Source organism: Psychromonas marina (genome assembly GCF_030161115.1).
Taxonomy (GTDB): Bacteria; Pseudomonadota; Gammaproteobacteria; order Enterobacterales; family Psychromonadaceae; genus Psychromonas; species Psychromonas marina.
Window position 1 is genome coordinate 114,517 of sequence record NZ_BSPQ01000001.1, and the last position, 19,435, is coordinate 133,951.

At 40.3% G+C, this 19,435-nt stretch carries 12 protein-coding genes; 2 read left to right on the top strand and 10 right to left on the bottom strand.

Annotated features, from left to right (window positions below):
• Window positions 1–8 precede the first annotated feature (8 nt).
• Window positions 9–3,146 carry an efflux RND transporter permease subunit gene (locus QQK09_RS00590; protein WP_284202168.1) on the top strand — a complete coding sequence of 1,046 codons (3,138 nt, stop codon included), beginning with the start codon at window positions 9–11 and terminating at the stop codon, window positions 3,144–3,146.
• Between the two features lie 802 nt (window positions 3,147–3,948).
• Here the strand turns inward: QQK09_RS00590 and QQK09_RS00595 are convergent.
• The 3 genes from QQK09_RS00595 to apbC all read right to left on the bottom strand — a co-directional run bounded on the left by QQK09_RS00595 (window position 3,949) and on the right by apbC (window position 6,607).
• Window positions 3,949–5,079, bottom strand: coding sequence for a hypothetical protein (locus QQK09_RS00595; RefSeq protein WP_284202169.1), 1,131 nt, complete (start codon window positions 5,077–5,079; stop codon window positions 3,949–3,951).
• A gap of 87 nt (window positions 5,080–5,166) precedes the next feature.
• Complete coding sequence (locus tag QQK09_RS00600; protein WP_284202170.1) at window positions 5,167–5,418, bottom strand: DUF2164 domain-containing protein; 252 nt, start codon at window positions 5,416–5,418, stop codon at window positions 5,167–5,169.
• 103 nt (window positions 5,419–5,521) lie between these two features.
• Window positions 5,522–6,607: an iron-sulfur cluster carrier protein ApbC gene (gene apbC / locus QQK09_RS00605; RefSeq protein ID WP_284202171.1), complete on the bottom strand. Its 1,086-nt coding sequence runs from the start codon at window positions 6,605–6,607 to the stop codon at window positions 5,522–5,524.
• 712 nt (window positions 6,608–7,319) lie between these two features.
• Between apbC and metG the strand changes: the two genes are divergently transcribed.
• Window positions 7,320–9,380 (top strand): methionine--tRNA ligase, encoded by a 2,061-nt coding sequence (gene metG, locus QQK09_RS00610; RefSeq protein ID WP_284202172.1) that lies wholly within the window; start codon window positions 7,320–7,322, stop codon window positions 9,378–9,380.
• A 204-nt stretch (window positions 9,381–9,584) separates the two neighbouring features.
• On the opposite strand, the gene galU is transcribed toward metG, so the two are convergent.
• From galU to QQK09_RS00645, 7 genes are all read right to left on the bottom strand, one after another.
• Window positions 9,585–10,412, bottom strand: a complete 828-nt coding sequence (galU, locus tag QQK09_RS00615; RefSeq protein WP_284202173.1) for a UTP--glucose-1-phosphate uridylyltransferase GalU — start codon at window positions 10,410–10,412, stop codon at window positions 9,585–9,587.
• 108 nt (window positions 10,413–10,520) lie between these two features.
• Window positions 10,521–11,354, bottom strand: coding sequence for a CvfB family protein (locus tag QQK09_RS00620; RefSeq protein WP_284202174.1), 834 nt, complete (start codon window positions 11,352–11,354; stop codon window positions 10,521–10,523).
• 17 nt (window positions 11,355–11,371) lie between these two features.
• Entirely contained in the window at window positions 11,372–11,797 is a 426-nt protein-coding gene (locus tag QQK09_RS00625) for a hotdog fold thioesterase (protein WP_284202175.1), read from the bottom strand.
• A 24-nt stretch (window positions 11,798–11,821) separates the two neighbouring features.
• On the bottom strand, window positions 11,822–14,866 hold the full coding sequence (ydiJ, locus tag QQK09_RS00630; RefSeq protein ID WP_284202176.1) for a D-2-hydroxyglutarate dehydrogenase YdiJ: 3,045 nt from the start codon (window positions 14,864–14,866) through the stop codon (window positions 11,822–11,824).
• 677 nt (window positions 14,867–15,543) lie between these two features.
• Complete coding sequence (locus QQK09_RS00635; protein ID WP_431312570.1) at window positions 15,544–16,869, bottom strand: uracil-xanthine permease family protein; 1,326 nt, start codon at window positions 16,867–16,869, stop codon at window positions 15,544–15,546.
• Window positions 16,869–17,495 carry a uracil phosphoribosyltransferase gene (gene upp, locus QQK09_RS00640; protein ID WP_284202177.1) on the bottom strand — a complete coding sequence of 209 codons (627 nt, stop codon included), beginning with the start codon at window positions 17,493–17,495 and terminating at the stop codon, window positions 16,869–16,871. Before upp ends, QQK09_RS00635 begins: the two co-directional genes overlap by 1 nt.
• A gap of 195 nt (window positions 17,496–17,690) precedes the next feature.
• Window positions 17,691–18,908 (bottom strand): ammonium transporter, encoded by a 1,218-nt coding sequence (locus tag QQK09_RS00645; protein WP_284202178.1) that lies wholly within the window; start codon window positions 18,906–18,908, stop codon window positions 17,691–17,693.
• Window positions 18,909–19,435 lie beyond the last annotated feature (527 nt).

A 19,435-nucleotide genomic window follows, 5' to 3' on the forward strand; every position in this document is an offset into this window, starting at 1 on the left:
TTATCACTATGATTAGTAAATTCTTCATACATCGACCGAAATTCGCTTTTGTTATTTCAATTATATTAACCCTCGCAGGGGCATTGTCGATTCCTTTATTATCTGTGGCAGAGTTTCCTGAAATTGCGCCACCACAAGTGAGTGTTTCTACCTCTTATCGTGGTGCTAATGCCGAAACGGTGAAAGCAACGGTCGCACAGGCGATTGAATCGTCAGTTAATGGTGTGGAAGATATGCTTTATATGTCTTCCAACAGTGCTAATGATGGTAGTTACTCACTCAGCATCACCTTTGAAGTCGGCACCGATCCCGATATGGCACAGGTTAATGTTCAAAACCGTGTGACTAAAGTGATGTCAAAATTGCCGGCAGAGGTTCAGCAGTCAGGGGTAACGGTTGCTAAAAAATCATCTGATATGTTATTAGTGGCAAACTTAAACTCACCTGATGATTCCTTTGACTCTCTGTTTTTAACCAATTATGCCAACATCAATATTAAAGATTCACTTGCTCGCCAGCCCGGTGTTTCGGAAGTGAAAATTATTGGTGCGATGGATTACGCAATGCGTATTTGGTTAGACCCGAATAAGATGGCAAACCTCAACGTGACGACTGAAGATGTTATTGCTTCAATACGAGAGCAAAACATCCAAGTTGCTGCGGGTCGTGTAGGCGCCTCTCCCTCTTCAAAAGATCAACGTTTTCAATACACGTTACAAACTAAAGGCCGTTTTCAAACCTCAGAAGAATTTTCTAAAATAATGATTCGCGCCAATCCAGATGGCTCTAAAGTTTATTTAAATGCGGTTGCACGTATCGAGCTTGGCTCAAGCAGTTATGATGCTGAGGGTAAATTTAATCAGAAACCTTCCGCTATTATTGCCATTTATCAATCACCTGGTGCAAATGCACTGGATGTTGCTCAGCATATTAGGGATGACCTAGAGCGATTGTCTAGTAGCTTCCCGACGGGTATTGAATCGGTCGTTGCATACGATACAACGGAATCAGTGAGTGCTTCTATATCAGAAGTAATTACAACGTTACTGATCGCAATCACACTGGTGATACTTATCGTCTACCTGTTTTTGCAAGATGTACGCTCAACGCTTATTCCTGCTATTGCGATCCCCGTTTCTTTGATTGGTACTTTTGCATTCATGCTCGCCATTGGGATGAGTATCAATACTATTTCACTGTTTGCTTTGGTGCTCGCCATTGGTATCGTGGTAGATGATGCGATTGTTGTCATCGAGAATGTGACACGCTTGATGGAAGATGAAGGGCTATCACCCGTTGAAGCCACTGAAAAAGCAATGAAAGAGGTAACAGGGCCTATTATTGCAACTACGTTAGTTTTATTGGCTGTTTTTGCTCCTACGGCCGTAATGCCTGGTATTACCGGACAAATGTATGCTCAGTTCTCTATTACAATCTGTATTTCAGTACTTATTTCGTCGGTCAATGCGTTAACATTAAGCCCTGCACTCGCAGCGACAATTTTACGCAAACCCAAAGTACATACGAAAGGTTTCCACTTCCAATTTAATAAGTTTTTCAATAAATTAACCGTGCGTTATACGGCATTAGTCAGTTTCTTAGTACGCCGTTTATTACTTGTTGGTGTCGGATTTGCAGTGATGCTGGGTGTATTATTCGTGCTTGCCAGTAATACCCCTTCTGGCTTTATCCCTCTTGAAGATAAAAAATCATTCTTAGTGGATGTGCAACTTCCCGATGGCGCTTCATTAAATCGTACAGAAATTGTGATGGATGAATTGGTTACCATGGCGCGCAATGAGCCGGGGGTAGCAGATGTTGTTCACGCAAGTGGCTTTAGTGTGATATCCGGCTCTGTTGCTTCAAATGGCGGTTTATTGATTATTACACTTGATAATTGGGATGAACGTACCGATGCCAACATGCATCAAAAGGAGATCATTGCCCGTTTACAAGCTAAGTTTAATACCTTACCTACCGCTAAAGTAATGGCCTTTGCTCTGCCCTCAGTACCTGGGTTAGGTGCGACAAGTGGTCTTTCATTTGTATTACAGGATACGCAAGGGCGGACACCAGAAGAGTTATCACAGGTTATGGGTTCGTTTATTTTAAACCTGAACAACTTACCTGAAGTTGCCTTTTCATTCAGTAATTTCCGCTCTAATGTACCGCAGATGTTTGTTGATATTAATCGTGAAAAAGCGAAAGATTTAGGTATTGAATTGTCTGTCATTTTCAATACATTACAAACCCATCTTGCAGGTTATTACGTTAATGACTTTAACCGTTTTGGTAAAGTATTTAGTGTGATGGTTCAAGCGGATGATGAGTTCAGAAATAGTGAAAAAGATATTAATAGTTACTATGTGCGTACTAAAAATAACGAGATGGTACCACTTGGCACGTTAGTTGAAATAACACCAATATTGGGTCCTGAATCGGTTAAGCAATACAACTTGTACAATTCAAGCGATATTAATATTTTTCCCGCACCGGGTTACAGTACGGGTGAGGCTATTGCGGCGGTTGAACGTGCAGTGAATACCTTACCTTCTGGTTATACCTATGAGTGGACAGGGCAAACCTATCAAGAGCTTAAAGCGGGTAATTTAGCGCCCTTTATTTTTGCGCTTGCCTTTATTTTTACCTATCTATTTTTAGTGGCACAATATGAGAGTTGGACAATTCCATTAGCGGTTATGTTATCAGTCCCTATTGCTATATTGGGAGCCTTTGTCTACCTCAATATTATGGGATATGAGCTCAACCTATATGCTCAAATTGGTTTAGTACTACTAATTGGACTCGCCTGTAAAAGTGCTATTTTAATCGTTGAATTTGCTAAAGAGTTACGCGAAGGTGGGAAATCGACTATTGAGGCCGCAATTGAGGCGGGTCGATTACGTTTCCGCGCTGTATTAATGACAGGTTTGTCCTTTGTACTGGGTGTTATTCCGCTAGTACTTGCAACAGGCGCCGGCGCAGAAAGTCGTAAATCCTTAGGTTATACGGTGTTAGGTGGCATGCTTGCTTCGGTAATTATTGCAACCATACTCGTACCACTCTTTTATGCAATGATGCAGAAGATGCGCGAATCGGCTAAATCATCGAATGATAAACCTAAGTTACTTAAGGATGATGATTAAGGGCAGTTAGTAGCTTTTAGCTGTCAGCGATCAGTCAGGTCAAAATCAAAACAACGCCGTTGGCGTGTCGGGATAAATCGCCGACCTACAGAATGTTTTGTAGGTCGCGGCTTTAGCCCGACAGGTTTTGTAAAGCAGCTGTTAGTTTTCAGTAAGGTCAAAGGCTAAAAGCAGTTATTAGTTGTTAGTCATTAGTCATTAGTAATTAGAAAAACCAAAAACAACGCCGGTGCCGTGTCGGGATAAATCGCCGACCTACAATATGTCACCTGTAGGTCGCGGCTTTAGCCCGACAGGTTTTGTAAAAGCAGCTGCTAGTTTTCAGTAAGCTCAAAGGAAATAGCAGTTGTTAGTTGTTAGGCATTAGTAATTAGTAAAACCAAAACACAAAACAGCGCCGGTGGCGTGTCGGGATAAATCGCCGACCTACAATATGTTTTTTAGGTCCCGGCTTTAGCCCGACAGGTTTTGTAAAAGCAGCTGTTAGTTTTCAATAAGCTCAAAGGAAATAGCAGTTGTTAGTTGTTAGGCATTAGTAATTAGTAAAACCAAAACACAAAACAGCGCCGGTGGCGTGTCGGGATAAATCGCCGACCTACAATATGTTTTTTAGGTCGTGGCTTTAGCCCGACAGGTTTTGTAAAAGCAGCTGTTAGTTTTCAGTAAGGTCAAAGGCAAAAGCAGTTATTAGTTATATGCTGTTGCGCTATGGGTTTTACAGAGCAATTATAAGCAATAAAAAAGCCCCAATAATTAAATTATAGGGGCTTTTTTATAACCATCAATGTTAATACTAACTCTGTTAAAATTCAGGATAACTTTTTTGATTAAAGTAAGCTTCTACTGAGATTAACTCATCACTCAAGACTTCATCATATTTAATATCGATACTATTATTGCCCATTAACAATGTCAGACCACTCATATTGTTAGTTAATTTACCCTCATTCAACTCTACTAAGGTCAGATAAAGTTTCACACCCTCCTGTACATCTCGCATTTTTACAATTTGAATGTCAATTAAACGGCACTCAGTATAGGGCAATTCAATATCCACAAGCTGCAACATATTATCCCCCAAAAGCTCCACCTCAACATTATCGGTACGAATTAAACCGTCTTGGTTGATCCATGAAGTTAAAGTACTTTGTAACGTACAGTCATACAATGCAACGTATGAAGTGTTACAAATTTTTAGTGTACCTTGGTAGTAAGAAAGGTACTCAATACTGCGATTTTCAGGGGCATTTAAGCGTTTTACGTAATGGTAAAATTTTTGTAGCGCTTGATAATTGGTGACGTTTACTTTTGAGATACAAAGAGCTGGATTATCATTTTTAAGCTGTTCAATCGCTAATTTAATTTGAGCATACAAATGTTCTGAGTTTTCACAAAAAGCAAAATCCAGTAGCTCACGTGGACCATTATCGGTTAACCGATAATACCCCTTCTCCTGTTGGTAATTAATTTCCATCAGCGTTTGCCCATCAATCGGACTTCCCTGTTGCTCAACACTGATATTTAAATCGTAAAGGTAATCAAAAAGATGCTTCGTCGTTTTCAGCTCGGTGAGTCTTAATATACAAGCAACGCCTGATTTCTCTTCATTAAACAACACCATCGGATCAAGTCCATCTTCATCGATATGGATAGCAACCCGTTCTTCGATATTGCTCTTTTTACGACGTACTGTTGGCGTTACTGGTCCAGATGCTTGGTAGAAATCAAAGGTGCTACTATTTTTAGTCTTAAAGTGCTGTGCAATTGCATAAATCAAGGTACACGCAGCTAGCCAGACACCATAAGTAAGCGAAGAGGATAGTAATATAAAATTTATCTTCAAAAAAAATAGGCCGATAAGACCTGCACTGGTAGTGACAATAAAAATAGCAGTTAGGTTATCAGTAAGGGTTTCTACGTTTATCGTTTTCATTATAAAATTCAGCCTATTAGAATATTAATAGACTATGCTACTAGGGAATCGTATATTTCCAATCACTTATCTAAATATTTAGTCTATTTAATCAAACTCGGTCACCTTTTCGAGCTCGTAAAAAGATTCTGTAATGGTATCAAGCTTTTCATCTAACAAACGCCTTGCATCATTAAGCCCTTGGTTATAATAAACGCCTCCCACTTTTTCACTGAAAAAATCGAGTAAAAACTCTGCGTCAAAATCCCCAATCTCTTGATCTAACTCTTTATCAAAGTAACGCTGTATCTCAGCCACCAGCCTTACTTTTTGATCACGTGAAAATTTTATCTCTGCCATACTGCCACTCCTTAAAAAGCTTCCTATACATAAACCTGTCGGGCTAAAGCCACGACCTACAAATAGATTGCGGCCTTTGAACTTACTGGTAGCTAACAGCTGCTTATTTAAGTTCCATTATATTAATTTTCTGACTTGCTGGTTTTAAATCTCGATATAGGTTAATTGCCAACGTTTCTGCAAGTTTAAGGTAAGGCTCAACCAGAGTCGGTTGTTCGCCTTTACTGACGGTGGGTGCACCTTGATCGCTATCTTCACGGTAATTGATATGTAACGGTAAACGACCTAAGAAAGGCAGATCAAACTGCTCCGCTAATTTTTCACCGCCGCCAGTACCAAATATCGCTTCGCTATGGCCGCATTGAGAACAGGTATACAGGCTCATATTTTCAATAATGCCAGAGATATGTGTTTCGACTTTATTAAACATAGTCACCCCTTTTTTAGCATCAATTAAAGCCACATCTTGTGGTGTGGTAACAATAACTGCGCTGCTCACGGGCACATTTTGTGACATAGTGAGTTGGATGTCCCCCGTTCCCGGCGGCATATCAACGATAAGATAATCAAGTTCAGGCCAATCGGTTTCATTTAAGACCTGCTGTAATGCTTTGCTGGCCATCGGGCCACGCCAGATCATCGCATCTTCCTCTGCCACTAAAAAACCGATGCTATTACAAACAATACCATGTGCTTCAATAGGCAACATTAGCTTGCCATCGGCACTACTTGGCTTTGCGTCTTTTACACCTAATAGTGTCGGCATTGAGGGGCCATAGATATCCGCATCTAAAATACCCACGTTGGCACCATTTTCAGCCAGCGCTAAAGCAAGGTTGACACTGACTGTCGATTTACCAACACCACCTTTCCCTGATGCTACAACGATAATATTTTTAATCTTTTCAAGAGAAGTGGTTGCGCTTGTACTTTGCAGCGCAATGACATCATGCTGAATATCCCAATTGAGCGTTTTGCCAAGTAGTTTATGAATCTTAGTTGTATTCTTCTGTTGTAATTCTGCCTCCCAAAGTGGTGCATAAAAGGGTAAGTTAATTGTTAATGTTGATGATTTATCATCAAAAGAGAGTCGTTTATCTTGCTTTAGTTTTTTAAGCACAACGTCATTTCCTGCATCGCTAAGCAGAGCAAAAATTTTATCTTGTAAGCTAGTTTTTTTAAATAACATAACAATCCTAAGTGGAAGTAATAGCAGGTAATCAGTTTAGCAAAAAATAATATCTGCGTAATCAATCATTGCATGGGATTTTTGTTGGCTTGCAGAGTAACTTACGAAAATCTAATTCTCCTGTAGGTCGTGGCTTTAGCCCGACAAATTAAAAGCAGCTGTTAGTAGTTAGTAAGTTCAAAATCAAAACTGCGCCGTTGGCGTGTCGGGATAAATCGCCGACCTACAGGCGGAATTTGTATGCCGCGACTTTAGCCCGACAATTATCATGAAACTACTAAAACCATTGCCCTGTAGGTCGTGGCTTTAGCCCGACAAATTAAAAGCAGCTGTTAGTTATTAGCGGTTAGTAAGTTCAAAATCAAAACTGTGCCGTTGGCGTGTCGGGATAAATCGCCGACCTACAGATGGTATTTTTAGGTAGTGACTTTAGCCCGACAATTATCATGAAGCTACTAAAACCATTGGCCTGTAGGTCGTGGATTTAGCCCGACAAATTAAAAGCAGCTGTTAGTTATTAGTAAGTTCAAAATCAAAACTGCGCCGTTGGCGTGTCGGGATAAATCGCCGACCTACAGGCGGAATTTGTATGCCGCAGCTTTAGCCCGTCAAATATAATATCCTCCCCAATTTAACAGTGGGCTTTAAGTGCTGAATTGGGTAGAATTGCCCCCTTAAAATTGTTCACTGCTTAAATAGGAATAACCTCAAAATGGCAAATCAAGATCGTAAAATCCTTGTTACCTGCGCACTGCCTTATGCTAACGGCCCAATCCATTTAGGGCACATGTTAGAGCATGTACAAGCAGATATTTGGGTTCGTTTCCAACGCCTACGTGGCAACAAGGTTCATTTTATCTGTGCAGATGATGCACACGGTACGCCTATCATGCTGAAAGCAAACGAGATGGGTATTACGCCTGAGCAGATGATCAGCGATATTAAAGCCTCACACGAAAGTGATTTTAGTGGTTTTGACATCAGCTTTGATAACTACCATTCAACGCACAGTGAAGAAAACAAAGCACTTTCTTCACAAATTTATATTACCTTACGCGAAAATGGTTTTATCAAAACAAGAACGATTTCTCAGCTATTTGACCCTGAAAAAGAGATGTTTTTACCAGACCGTTTCGTAAAAGGTACTTGCCCTAAGTGTAAGTCAGAAGATCAATACGGCGATAATTGTGATAACTGTGGTGCAACTTATAGCCCAACAGAGATGATTAATCCTAAATCTGCGGTATCTGGCGCGACACCTATCATGAAAGATACTGAACATTTCTTTTTCGATCTTCCACAATTTGAAGATATGTTAAAGGTTTGGACTAAATCTGGTTCACTTCAATCTGAAATGGCGAACAAAGTTGCTGAATGGTTTGAATTTGGTCTTAAACAATGGGATATCACCCGTGATGCACCTTACTTTGGTTTCGAGATTCCAGATGCGCCAGGCAAATACTTCTACGTTTGGCTAGATGCTCCTATCGGTTACATGGGTAGCTTCAAAAACCTATGTGATAGAACTGAAGGTTTAGACTTTGATGAGTACTGGAAATTAAATAGCGAGACTGAGCTATACCATTTCATCGGTAAAGACATCGTTAACTTCCACAGCCTATTCTGGCCTGCAGTATTAGAGGGTGCGGGTTACCGTAAACCAACAGCGGTTAATGTACACGGTTATGTCACCGTAAATGGCGCGAAGATGTCTAAGTCTAAAGGGACGTTCATCAAAGCGAGTACTTACCTTGAGAACTTAGATCCTGAATGTCTACGTTATTATTATGCAGCTAAATTAACTAGCAAGATTGATGACTTAGACCTTAACCTTGAAGACTTTACACAACGTGTAAATACTGACGTGGTTAATAAGCTGGTTAACTTGGCATCTCGTACTGCCGGTTTCATCGCGAAGAAATATGATGGCCAGTTATCAGAAACGGTTGCAGAGCCAGAGTTATACCAACAGTTTGTTGATGGTGGCACTTCAATTGCTGAGCTATTTGAGAAACGTGAGTTTGCACGTGCTATCCGTGAAATCATGGGCCTTGCTGATCTTGCTAACAAATACATCGATGACAAAGCACCGTGGGCACTAGCAAAAGTTGAAGGTAAAGAGTTAGAGGTTCAAGAGATCTGCTCAATGGGTATTAACCTGTTCCGCGTATTGATGACTTACCTGAAACCAATTATGCCAAAACTAGCTGCACGCAGTGAAGAGTTCCTTGCTGAAACATTAGATTGGCAAGTAATTGCAACACCACTTTCTGGTCATAAGATTAATAAGTTTAAAGCTTTATTCCAACGTATCGATACTAAGAAAGTTGATGCGATGGTTGAAAGCTCAAAAGACAGCATTGAAGCTGACAAAGCCGCTAAAGCAGCTGTTATTGCAGCAGAACTTGAAGCGTCAAAATCAGAGCTTGATAAAGAGCCACTAGCGCCTGAAATTGATTTTGATACTTTTGCTAAAACAGACTTACGTGTTGCACTAATCGCAAAAGCAGAGCATGTGCCAAAAGCGAATAAACTACTTAAACTAACCTTAGATTTGGGTGGCGAAACGCGTACGGTATTTGCTGGTATTAAATCCGCATATAACCCTGAAGACTTAGAAGGCAAGCTAACGGTGATGGTAGCAAACCTTGCACCACGTAAGATGAAGTTTGGCATGTCTGAAGGCATGGTACTAGCAGCTGGCCCTGGCGGCGAAGATATCCATATATTAAACCCAGATGATGGTGCTAAACCAGGTCAACGTATTATGTAGGAATTAGCTGTCAGCTAACTTCTTAAATAAGCGCTTATTCCTTTGGGATAGGCGCTTTTTTTATGGCAGAAAAAACACAAGTAATACCAATGTAGGTCCCGCCTTTAGGCCGATGAGACAAACTACGAAAGAGATAAAATAGTCGAAAAAAAACCCGAATAAATCGGGCTTTAAAATATTTTATACGATTCCTACAAAAGAGATTTACTCTTTGTATAGGTTCTCATAAACAAAGTTAGTCGCTTCGATGTAACCTGGTACGCTACCGCAGTCAAAACGTTTACCTTTAAATTTATAAGCTAACACACAACCACGTTTAGCTTGCTCTAGAAGTGCATCAGTGATTTGAATCTCACCACCTTTACCAGGAGGTGTTTGCTCAATAATATCAAAGATATCAGGTGTTAAGATATAACGTCCGATAATTGCAAGGTTACTTGGCGCCGTACCCGGTGCAGGTTTTTCAACCATATCATCTACACGGAAGATATCGTCTCTTATCATAGAGCCTTTGATCACACCGTATTTATGGATTTCATCTTCAGGGACTTCTTCAACCGCGATAATTGAACAACGGAATTGCTCATATAATGCAGTCATCTGTTTTAAGACGCCATCGCCTTCTTGATTGATACATAAGTCATCAGCAAGTACCACAGCAAAAGGTTCATCACCAATCAGCTCTTTACCAATTAAAATGGCATGTCCTAGCCCTTTCATTTGACGCTGACGGATAAAAGAGAAGCGTGCACTCTCCATTATTTTACGAATATCATTTAGCTTTTCTTCTTTTGGTGTACCGCTAATTTCATTCTCTAATTCATAGTTATGGTCAAAATGATCTGATATCGAGTGCTTACCTCGACCAACCACAATTCCCATGCCAGTCATACCCGCTTCTAATGCTTCATCAACTCCAAACTCGATAAGTGGTTTGTTAACGAGAGGCATCATCTCTTTAGGCATCGATTTTGTTGCAGGTAGGAAACGTGTGCCGTAACCCGCAGCAGGAAATAAACATTTTTTTATCATGATACTCTCTTATCCATTATTGTTAGATGATTAGAAAAATTACAAACTCTTACAAATATTATAAAATGACTAAAAACTAAAATATCACTTTTTTATCCACTTCGCACGTTATTCGTTGATTCGAATGCCATTATGCTCAATTGTTATTAACTTTTTACGATATAGTTGACCAATTGATTTCTTAAAATTGGCTTTACTCATTTTCAATATTTTAGCGATTTGATCTGGCGTGCTTTTATCATGCAGAGGTAAGAAACCTTGATTCTGCTTCAAGCTTTGTAGGATACGCTCAGCTAATGCATCAACCTTGGCATACCCTACTTTCGTTAGACCTACGTCCAGTTTGCCATCTTCACGCACTTGCTTGATGAACCCTTTACATTGTTTACCAATGCCCATATCACCAAACACTTCGCTTTCAAACAATACACCCCAGTGTTTATCATTGATAATGGCTTTAAAGCCTAAATCAGTTTTATCTGCGATGAGCAGGTCAACTTTATCACCAACTTGGTAAGTCGCAGGTTCGTTGTCAACAAAACGATCTAGCTTTGAAGAAGCGACTAAACGCTCACTGATATCATCTTGATAAACATAAACAATATAACCGTAACCTTCTTTCATTGGGATTTTTTGCTGATTAAACGGTACCAGTAAATCTTTTGGTAAGCCCCAATCTAAAAATGCACCTGCACGGTTTGTATCAATCACTTTTAGTGAAGCAAACTTATTAACCTCCGCTTTAGCGCGCTGGGTTGTTGCGATTAGGCGATCTTCTGAATCAAAGTATAAAAACACATTAACCGTATCACCAATCTGCATCTCATCGGTTGTATAACGGCGTGGTAATAAGATCTCACCCTCTGCAAAGCCATCTAGGTAAAAACCAAAATCAACCTGTTTGATGATCTTAAGTTCGTTATAAGCACCAATTTTTATCATAATATTTCTCTTTTTATTTATTGAGGAGCAGGTATTACAGCTAACGTTAAACGCGAGGTGCAGATTAATTGCTCTTTTTCATTTTTTATCTCTATCTGCCATACCTGTACGGTACGACCGATTCGAATTGCTTTTGCAGTGCCAATGACAACGCCACTTTTGACGCTACGTAGGTGATTGGCATTAACCTCTAAACCAACACAAACCTTGTTCGCTGACACCGCTAAATTACCTGCGACGCTGCCTAATGTTTCAGCCAATACCACCGATGCACCACCATGTAATAAACCATGGGGCTGGTGAGTACGGCTATCAACAGGCATTGTCGCTTGCAAAAAATCATCGCCAATTTGGGTATATTCAATCCCTAATAGCGAGATAATCGTATTTTCACTTAACTCATTGAGTCGTTCTAATGAGCTATTTTTTTTCCAAATTGACATACATAACCTCGTAAAAAGAGAAAACTATAGTATCTCTAGCAGTGCTTGTACTGGGTGTTTTAACACCTCACCCTCAATACGTTTTACTTGGCTACGACATGAGTAACCCGTTGCTAAACAGCTGCTACGCTCTCGTTTAGCAATCTCTGATTCCCAACTTAAACTATAAATCGCTTTTGATTGCTCAACTTTCCCTGCATCGTGACCAAAGGTGCCGGCCATACCACAACAACCCACAGGCACATCAGTGAAATTAGCACCATAATGGGTAAATATTTTAGCCCAATCTCCAGAAGAGGTTGGCTCAGCGGTTGTTTCTGTACAATGAGCAAATAGGTAGTACTGTTTATCCGTTATCGCTTTAGCGCTGCCTTTTAAGCGTGGTAATAACCACTCTTGGAATAACTGCACATTAAACTCACCACGTGCTTTACCTAATGCTTGTTTATATTCATCACGGTAGCATAGCACCATTGCCGGATCAGTCCCCACCATTGGGATATTCAACTCCGCCATCTGATTTAAGAATTGTGCAGAGTCTTTGGTTGTTTTAGCAAACTTATCTAGGAAACCTTTAATATGTTGTGGTTTACCGTTCGGTTTGAAGGGTAATAAAACCGGCTTATAACCCAGTTTTTTAACCGTTAATATTAAATCTCGCACCACATCAGCATCATAGTAGGTGGTGAACGGGTCCTGTACGATCAGTACATAGCCCTCACGCTCTATCGGCGTTAATGCTTGTAATTTTTCTAAGTTAAACTCAGTGATGGTCTCTTTTTGTAATGACGCTTTTAATGTCGGCGATGAAAGCAGTGGGATATCCACCATACCAACAAATTTTTCGGTTAATGTCGCCGTTATCTTCATTTTCATAAAGAAGTTGAAGAAGCGCGGCATCTTACCCATTAATGGCGCATATTGCTCGACATATGCAACAAAATAATCTTTTAAAGGACGCAGGTAACGACCGTGATATAAGAACATGAAACGTGCACGGAACGTTGGTACGTCGACTTGAATTGGACACTGACTAGAACACGCTTTACACGCTAAACAGCCCTGCATCGCTTCCATTACTTCATGAGAGAAGTCGTATTCACCTTTGTTTTTTCCCAAGCTATTCTTAAACTTGCTGAATACACTGGCATTTTTACCTGCATAGAGATCATCTTCTAGCTGCAATACATCGATATCGTTATTCGCTAGCTGACGTAACCACTCACGCATCAAACCCGCACGCCCTTTTGGCGAATGCACACGGTCACTGGTGACTTTCACCGACGGACACATTGGTGATTTAGTATCGTAGTTAAAGCAGAGTCCGTTACCGTTACAATCCAGTGCTTGAGTATAACTTTCACGTACTTCAATCGGAATTTGACGATCAAAAGTACCACGTTTAACCGCATCAACACTGACTAACTGCTCGCTTGAATCAAGTGGTGTACAGATTTTACCTGGATTGACACGATTGTTTGGATCAAACGCTGCTTTGATTTTGCGTAGTTCAGTAAATAGCTCATCACCAAAGAACTCTGGGCCATATTCACTACGGAACCCTTTACCATGCTCGCCCCACATCAAGCCTTTATATTTAGCCGTTAAAGCGACTACTTTGTCTGATATTTCACGCATCAACACTTCCTGCGACGGGTCACACAGATCCAGTGCAGGACGTACGTGCAATACACCCGTATCAACGTGACCAAACATACCGTAACGCAAACCTTTATCATCAAGCAGTTGGCGAAACTCATTAATGTAATCCGCTAAATTTTCTGGTGGTACACAGGTATCTTCGGCAAAGGGTAATGGTTTCGCACTTGACGTTGTTTTGCCTAATAACCCCACCGCTTTTTTTCGCATGCCATAAATTTTATTGATATCACCAAGTTGATCACAAACTTGATAACCAATAATGCCCGCTTCTTGATCAGCGATCAGTTTATCGAGTTGCTTGGTTAATGCGGCTACTTTATCGACTTGAATCGTTTCATCTTCTTCAACAAATTCAACAATATTGATGCCATCCATCACTTTATTTGGTACGTCTTTAATCAGCTCACTAATACTATGCCAAACGATATCTTGCTTAGCGATATTGAGTACTGTCGAGTCGACCGTTTCAACCGACAACGCTTTTGCATCCACTAGGAATGGTGCATTTTTCAAGGCCGACTGAAAGCTATCGTATTTAATATTAACCAGAGTACGGTAAGTGGGAATTTTTTGAATATGTAACTTAGCTTCAGTAATGAATGCTAATGAACCTTCAGAGCCACATAGGATTCGTGATAGATCAACCGTACCCGTTTGTGCATCGTAGACATGTTTGAGGTCGTAACCGGTTAAAAATCGGTTTAACTTTGGAAAGCCAGCCTCAATTTGCGCCTGTTTAGATTCACTGGTTGCTATCACTTGGCGATAAATAGTACCGATTGCATCTTTACGTTCACTTTGTGCAACTAATTCAGCGCCTGAGATAGGTGTGCTATCTAAAACTTCGCCGTTAATTAATACAGATTTAAGCCCTAACACATGATCGCTGGTTTTACCGTAGGTCAGTGAACCTTGACCTGAAGCATCATTGCTTATCATGCCACCAATGGTTGCACGGTTACTGGTAGATAGCTCTGGAGAGAAAAACAAACCATGTGGTTTTAAGAATGCATTGAGCTGATCTTTTACTACGCCCGTCTGTACACGCACCCAGCATTCATCTTGATTTAATTCTAGAATCTGGTTCATAAACTTAGACAGGTCTAACACAATGCCATCGGTTAATGATTGGCCATTAGTACCTGTACCGCCACCACGAGGTGAAAAACGAATATCAGAAAACGCTTTTGATTGTGCTAATTTACAAATTTCAACGATATCATTGGTCGACTTCGGAAATATAATTGCCTGTGGTAACCACTGATAAACACTATTATCAGTAGCAACCGCTAAACGACTTGCATAACTTTTTGCAATTTCGCCGTTATAATTGGTATTAAGTAACGCTTTTAAGAAGGCAAAATAGTCTTGCTTGATATTTTCATTGTGGCTTAAATTGGGAATCATACTGAATGCACCTAGTCCTTTAATGCTATAAAAGTAGCGGATTAAAATAGGCGCACATAATAGCATATAAAAGCGGTGAATTGACGATAAAAAGAACGGCTTTCAAGGAAGAAAAGAAGCGGTTAGTTTTAAAAAGCAGTTCCCTGTAGGTCGCGGCTTTAGCCCGACGGTTGTGTAATGCAGTTGTTAGCTTTTAGCTGTCAGCGATCAGTAAGGTCAAAGGCTAAAAAAAGTTGTTAGTCATCAGTAATTAGTAAAATCAAAACACAAAACACCGCCGTTGGCGTGTCGGGATAAATCGCCGACCTACGAAAACCCGTTTGCCTGTAGGTCGTGGCTTTAGCCCGACAGGTTTTGTAAAAGCAGTTGTTAGCAATTAGTAAAATCAAAACAGCGCAGTTGGCGTGTCGGGATACATCGCCGACCTACGAAATACAGTTTCTCTGTAGATCGTGGCTTTAGCCCGACAGATTTTGTAAAAGCAGTTGTTAGCAATTAGTAAAATCAAAACATAAAACAGCGCCGTTGGCGTGTCGGGATAAATCGCCGACCTACGAAAACCCGCTTCTCTGTAGGTCGCGGCTTTAGCCCGACGTGTTTCAGTTCCGGTCAGCGGAAAAACAAAAACTGTCAACTGTTTTACTAATAGCTGACAGCTAATAACTAACCGCTATGTTTTACCCCTTCGGTGTATGCTTAACTTCTTTGTTAATTTGCGGCAGTAGCATATTCATTGCGATAGCAACTAATCCACATAAGCTTACGCCTTGTAGGCTAAATGCACCAAAACCAAATGCCATGCCGCCGATACCAAAAATAAGCGTAACAGAAACAATACATAGGTTTTTCGCATTAGAAAGGTCAACTTGATTACGAATTAGTGTATTTAGACCAACCGATGCAATCGTACCAAACAGTAAGATCATAATACCACCCATTACCGCAACCGGAATGGTTTGTAATACAGCGCCAAACTTACCCACAAATGCTAAGCAGATAGCGATAACCGCAGCCCACATCATTATTTTCGGGTTAAAGTTACGTGTCAGCATTACTGCACCCGTTACTTCACTGTAGGTAGTGTTAGGTGGTCCACCAAAAAGCGATGAAGCACTTGTTGCTAAACCATCACCAAACAGAGTACGGTGTAAACCCGGTTTTTTAAGGTAATCTTTACCGGTTACGTTACTGATCGCTAAAACATCACCAACGTGTTCAACTGCAGGTGCAATAGCCACAGGAATCATAAATAGGATCGCATGCCAATTCCATTCTGGTGCAACAAACTCTGGCATACTAAACCAAGGTGCTGCAGCAATTGGGGAAAAATCGACCACCCCAAAGAACAACGACAAGCTATAACCAACAATAACACCTGCAAAAATAGGCACTAATTTAAATACGCCCTTTGCTAAGGTCGATACTAATAGTGTGGTCAACAAAGCAGAGATCGAAATAATTAACGCGGTATTATGCTCAATGAGTACAAAACCACCATCACCCGATTTACCAATAGCCATATTAACAGCCATTGGCGCTAAGCCTAGACCGATCACCATGATTACAGGTCCAACAACGACTGGCGGCAATAAACGATGGATAAAATCAACGCCACGTAGTTTTACTGCGTAGGCCATTAGCATATAAACAACACCAGCGACAAATAGCCCTGACATGGTTCCTGGAATACCCCAGGTTTGTATGCCATAAGCGATCGGTGCAACAAACGCAAAGGATGAGGCTAAGAAGATAGGTACTTGCCCTTTTGTGACCAAATGGAAAAGTAACGTACCAATACCTGCGGTAAATAGCGCAACATTCGGATCTAAACCAGTGATCAGCGGCATTAATACTAATGCACCAAAGGCGACAAATAACATTTGCCCCCCCGCTAATATCTGCTGCGGAGTATTAAGATTCGCAGTGAAATCTTCAATAGGTTGTTCGGTCGTAATATTATCTTCTGCCGTCATACTTTGCTCAGACGTATTTTTAGCGGTCATTATTTAGTTCCAAAAATTTTGTCGCCAGCATCACCTAGACCAGGCACGATATAACCTTTTTCATTTAGGTGAGAATCAATTGAAGCAGTGTAAACTTCAATATCAGGATGTGCTGCTTCTAATGCTTTTAAGCCTTCTGGTGCCGCCACTAAAATAAGCACTTTAATATTGGTGCCGCCGTGCTCTTTAATAAGATCTAACGTAGAAATCATCGAACCACCCGTTGCAAGCATTGGGTCTACCGCTAATACTAAACGTTGATCAATTTGGCTAACTAGTTTTTGAAAGTACGGTACAGGCTCTAACGTTTCTTCATCACGATAAATACCAACAACACTAATTTTAGCGCTTGGCATATGTTCTAAAACGCCATCCATCATACCAAGACCAGCACGTAAAATAGGCACAACCGTCGCTTTTTTACCTTGAATCTGTTCAATCTCAACCTTGCCATCCCAACCATCAATCGTCACGGTTTCTACAGCAAGATCTTTTGTTGCTTCATAGGTTAACAAGCTTGAAACTTCACGCGCAAGTTCGCGAAAATGTTTAGTGCTTATTTCTGCTTTTCTCATTAAACCAATTTTATGTTGGATTAGTGGGTGTTTCACTTCAATAACTTTCATATTATTAACCTTCTGTAAGTGTAAATATTTTTTATAACAGAATATTATCCATAATCACTGCGATAAATCATCTTTTTGTTGATAACAACATCAGTTGTTATTTAGATGCGACTGACTTCGCTATTTGTGTCATAGCGCCCATAAAAAAGGGCGATAAACTTTCATTTACCACCCTATTAAAAAACTTATATGCGATTACTTATTGGTTAAGTTAGTTGCGCCGATTTTATGGATAGAGACATCTGCGCCATTAAACTCATCTTCTTCGCTAAGACGAATTGGCATAAACTGATTCACTCCTTTATAAACAAGGAAACCACCAATTAATGCAACTGCAATACCTGCCAGTGAACCGATTAGCTGACTAATGAAACTAACACCGCCCAAACCACCAAACGTTTCTAAACCGAAGATACCTGCAGCGATACCGCCCCATAAACCACACACGCCGTGCAATGGCCACACACCTAACACATCATCGAAGTGCGAAAATTTCTTTTGTACGTAAATAAATAACCAAACAAATAATCCACCAGCGACTAAACCAGTCACTAAGGCCCCCATAGGATGCATGATGTCAGAACCCGCACATACAGCAACTAAACCTGCTAATGGTCCATTATGGATGAAACCTGGATCTTTTTTACCAATCACTAGCGAGCTGATAATACCGCCAACCATCGCCATCAGAGAGTTCATTGCGACTAGGCCACTGATACCTTCTATCGCCTGTGCAGACATCACGTTAAAACCAAACCAACCGATTGATAATATCCACGCACCTAATGCTAATAATGGGATATTTGATGGTGCAAATGCAACCACTTTACCGCCACGGTAACGTCCGTTTCGGCTTCCTAGTACAATGATAGCGGCAAAAGCAATCCAACCACCGACAGCGTGTACAACGATTGAGCCCGCAAAGTCATGAAATGAAGCACCAAAGCTACTTTCTAACCAAGCTTGAAAACCATAATTGCCATTCCAAATGAGACCTTCAAAGAAGGGGTAAACAACGCCAACACATAATGCAGCAGCAATTAGCATCGGATTAAATTTTGCACGTTCTGCAACACCGCCAGAGATAATCGCAGGGATAGCAGCAGCAAAGGTCATTAAGAAGAAAAATTTAACTAATTCATAACCATTATTTTCAGCAAGCACGGAAGCGCTATCAAAAAAGGTAACACCATACGCAAGCCAGTAGCCAAAAAAGAAATAAACTAATGCGGATACACCAAAATCCGACATGATTTTAACTAAGGCATTTACTTGATTCTTATGGCGGACAGTACCCACCTCTAAAAAAGCAAAACCTGCATGCATGGCAAATACCATGATTGCACCTAAAAGTATAAATAATGTATCTGCACTTGTTACCAATGCAGTGACATGATTTTGAATCAGTTCCATTGAAGCCTCTATTCCGTTATTAAAATGTTGTAATTAAAAAAATCCTTCATGATCCTAACTTATCCCCCCCCCAATTAACAACTGTTCTGGTTATTAATATCTGTAATAAACCTCTCATAAAAGCCAGTTTAAACTAGAGACAACTTAATTTTATTAGCGAATTAATTTAATAAGTCATTAAACCCATCCACTCATCAATATCCTAACTAATTGTTATATTTTAAAAATAAATAATTAGCCTTCTTCATTTGAGTCGCTTCAAACTGCAACTAATTCTGCAAAAACCACGACATTTTGAACAACAAATTATTTATGATTCAAATAAATTACTAGGAAAATATGCAACTCATAAAGTGCACTCTAAATTTTAGACAAAAAAAAGCCCGAACAAATGTTCAGCCTTTTTAATGTGGCTCCTCTTGCTGGGCTTGAACCAGCGACACAATACGCATTGGTCAACAATACTTTGCAAGCTTCTCAGAAAAGGTTATTAACCTTTTCTTGCTGTCTAAAGAGCATATCTACTT